Below are 3,039 nucleotides of genomic sequence, written 5' to 3' on the forward strand. Positions count from 1 at the left end.
GTTCGAAACCGCGTTCGCGCAAAACAAGGCACGATAACGCATCATGGCAACCGCACTGTCACAGAAATTATCGTGTCTCATTCCAGGGGTGCAGTCCAGCACTGTCACCGAAATGGCGCTTGCCCGTTTTCGGATCGCACTCCGAATGCGATAGCTGCCGCCGTTCTCGACAATCAGGAGTTGACTAGCGCGACGGCGCGTGCGCGGAACGCCGAAGCACCGGCCGAACGGCCGATACTTGTGCGCGCGGATCTGGCCGAGAAGCCCGAGCTTCTGCGCGACATCGATGCGCAAGCCGAAGCGTCGCGGTATTTCTGGGAAGCTGTGATCCATGATCGCCGATAGCTTGCGATCGGCGATCATGGCGATGGCTGGCCCCCGCGGGGGCCGCAATCGCGCTGTGGGTCAAGCGCCCCTTACAGTTTGCATCAGAACGCGCACGAGCTCCTCTTCCTTGCGCGTGCCCGTCTCGTCGAAGATGCGGGACAGATGAGTTCGAGCCGTTGACCACGTTGCCTCGAGCCTGTCCACTGCGGCCTGGACGCCGTCGCCCGACATGATCTCGGCTTGCGAGCCGGCGCGCCATGTCTTTACAGAGCAGGAGCATCGATGACGCAGGCAGAAATCGAAAGCGAACTCCACACGCTGCGCCTGGAACTGAAGACGATCATCGATCGGGACCAATCTCGTGAAACCGAGTGGAGGCGTCTCAGTCTGATCGCAAGAATCCTCAGCGTGCTCTATTCCGTCACCGCTGCAGGTCTCATTTGTACCTCCGTCTTCCTGGCCGCAGAATCGGCAAGCTCGGTTTTCCGCAACCAATTGATCATGCTGGGTATCGTGTTCATGTTCCTGAGCACTCCACTCATGCTCCTCGGCCAAGCCATTTACATACGCAAGACCCGCGGCTGATCGGCCCTTGCCGGCTAGGCGTACCGGGCCGGAACAACCTGCATTTGTGAGATTCGGAAGGCGCCCCGAAGGGCCGGATCGCGCCACGGATGTCTCTCGCCGAATGTGACCAAGATCGCATTCGCAGATGTTCGAACCTCATATCCTGTGCTCGTCAACAACCCAGGATTCCGATCATGTCCCTCTCTTTCGTATCCATCCTGTCGTCAGCCGTTCTCGTGACCAATGTGGCCCTTGCTGCCGACGCAGGGCACGGTCAACAAGCTTCCGACATAACCAGGGCCGGGCACGGTTCGGCGATAATGGTCGCGGACGCCTCCAACGTGAGGACCAGCCAGCCTGGCGAAAAATCGATCATCATTGTCTCCGGAAAACAATCCAGGGCAGGCTGGACAGCATCTCGCGGATCTAACGTCACACCCAATCCGCACCCGCTGCCGCCAAGGCAGAGCGTGGAGACGTCGATCAATTCAAAGGCTTCTCACGTCATGCTCAATCCGCAGCCGCTTCCGCCTAAAGCCAGATAGATTTCCTCTCGCACTCCCTCACTGCTCCACATGACCGCCCATGTGCTGCAATTCGTCGAACTCTCGGACCAGGACCGCAAGGCGGCCAAGACTTCGACAAGCTCGGCAAGGGCGATCAGGTCGAGGTCCGGGTCCGCCGCAAGTCGGGCGAAGATCAGGCCGTCAGGCTGACGCCAAGGGCAGCGGCGCCGCTCGTGGCGCCTTTCGTTCCTAGCCGGCCGGCGGATGAACCACGACGCCATACTGCTCGGCAATTGCAGCAATCGTGTCGAAAGCCGGAATTTGTGCGGAGCCTTTGCCGGCGGCGTCGAAGGCTGTGAACATGCGATCGAGGCCGGCGCCCGGCATCGCGAACACCAGCAGGCGCGCCGGAACAGTGCCGGTGTTGCGATAGCCGTGCCGTCGGTTGCGCGGGCCAAAGAGAAATCCGCCGGGGCCGAGACGCAGCGGACCTGCCGAGCCTTCGACTTCGACCAGCACTTCGCCGCTCATGACATAGAAGGCTTCGTCCTCACGCGTATGCGTGTGCGCCGGCGCGCCGGCGCCTGGCGGCACGATGGATTCCCATATCGAGAATTGGTCACCGGTATCGCTTGCCATCGCCTTGTAGATGTGCGTCACACCGAGTACGTCGAGCGTGGGCCCCGTGCCGGGCGCCCGCCAGAGCGGGCTCGATTGCGGCAAGTCGCAGTTTGAATCGCTGTTCATGGCAGTCCTCCACCGAACGGGTTGCGATGCGCATCGAGATATGCCGGCGGGCTGCAGCCGATTAGACGGAAATTCATGGACAAATAATCCTGAAAACAGAACAATTGGGGGATGGACCCACTCGATGGCGTCGCAGCATTCGTGCGGGTAGTGGAAGCCGGGAGCTTCTCGGCGGCCGCCCGCCGCTTGCACATCTCGAAGTCCGCCACGAGCGCCCATGTTCAGCGGCTCGAGGAACGGCTCGGCGTGCGATTGCTCCAGCGCACGACGCGCCGAATCTCGCTCACACAGGCCGGCGCGACATACTATCGGCATTGCGCTCGCATCGTCGAGCAAGCGGAGTTCGCCGAGCAGGCTGCGCACGCGCTGCAGCGTGAGCCGCGCGGGATACTGTCGATTTCCGCTCCCGACACTTTCGGTCCGATGCACGTTGCGCCGGCCATTCCCGAGTTTCTCGCCCGCTTTCCAGAGCTCGCCATAGATATTTCGCTCTCGCCCAGGCACGTCGACCTGGTGCAGGAGGGCCTTGATCTCGCCATTCGCATAGGAACGCTCAAAGATTCACCACTCGTCGTACGTCGATTGGCGCCGTCGCGCTTCGTCCTTTGCGCTGCGCCGGCCTATCTGAAGAAGCGGGGAGTGCCGCGTGCTCCGGATGCCCTCTTGCACCATGTGTGTTTCGGCACGAGCCTTATCATTACAGTTGTCTTTTTGATTTGACATGAGCGCGTTGAGCGGCAGCCTGATGAGCTCTGCGCCAGAAAGACCATGCGATGATACGTGCGGGTTGAATACGCTTTCGAGCAAGTCTGATGGCAATGCGGCGGATTTCCTGGATTGACCAACGGATCAGTGGCGGCGTGGTTATGCTTTGGCTTTTGCCGGGGGGATC

Annotated in this window: 6 protein-coding genes; 3 read left to right on the forward strand and 3 right to left on the reverse strand. The window is 60.9% G+C overall.

Features of this window, described 5'->3' with window-relative positions; genetic code table 11:
* Positions 1–363, reverse strand: a 363-nt coding sequence (locus IVA82_RS32590; protein WP_247382649.1) for a hypothetical protein, incomplete at its 3' end; no start/stop codon positions are given.
* Between the two features lie 246 nt (positions 364–609).
* Here IVA82_RS32590 and IVA82_RS32595 point away from each other — a divergent pair.
* Together IVA82_RS32595 and IVA82_RS32600 are read left to right on the forward strand one after the other, a co-directional pair.
* The gene (locus IVA82_RS32595) at positions 610–912 is read left to right on the forward strand and encodes a hypothetical protein (protein WP_247382648.1); all 303 of its coding nucleotides are present in this window, start codon (positions 610–612) and stop codon (positions 910–912) included.
* Positions 913–1,088: 176 nt separating this feature from the next.
* Complete coding sequence (locus IVA82_RS32600; RefSeq protein ID WP_247382647.1) at positions 1,089–1,439, forward strand: hypothetical protein; 351 nt, start codon at positions 1,089–1,091, stop codon at positions 1,437–1,439.
* A 210-nt stretch (positions 1,440–1,649) separates the two neighbouring features.
* Here the strand turns inward: IVA82_RS32600 and IVA82_RS32605 are convergent, their stop codons facing one another.
* On the reverse strand, positions 1,650–2,147 hold the full coding sequence (locus IVA82_RS32605) for a cupin domain-containing protein (RefSeq protein WP_247382646.1): 498 nt from the start codon (positions 2,145–2,147) through the stop codon (positions 1,650–1,652).
* A gap of 111 nt (positions 2,148–2,258) precedes the next feature.
* On the opposite strand from IVA82_RS32605, the gene IVA82_RS32610 reads away from it, so the two are divergent.
* Positions 2,259–2,867 carry a LysR substrate-binding domain-containing protein gene (locus IVA82_RS32610; protein WP_256469744.1) on the forward strand — a complete coding sequence of 203 codons (609 nt, stop codon included), beginning with the start codon at positions 2,259–2,261 and terminating at the stop codon, positions 2,865–2,867.
* On the opposite strand, the gene IVA82_RS32615 is transcribed toward IVA82_RS32610, so the two are convergent.
* A partial coding sequence (locus IVA82_RS32615) for a hypothetical protein (RefSeq protein WP_247493696.1) occupies positions 2,845–3,039 on the reverse strand: 195 nt, incomplete at its 5' end. The genes IVA82_RS32610 and IVA82_RS32615 overlap by 23 nt on opposite strands.

It is taken from the genome of Bradyrhizobium sp. 142 (genome assembly GCF_023074015.1).
GTDB lineage: Bacteria > Pseudomonadota > Alphaproteobacteria > Rhizobiales > Xanthobacteraceae > Bradyrhizobium.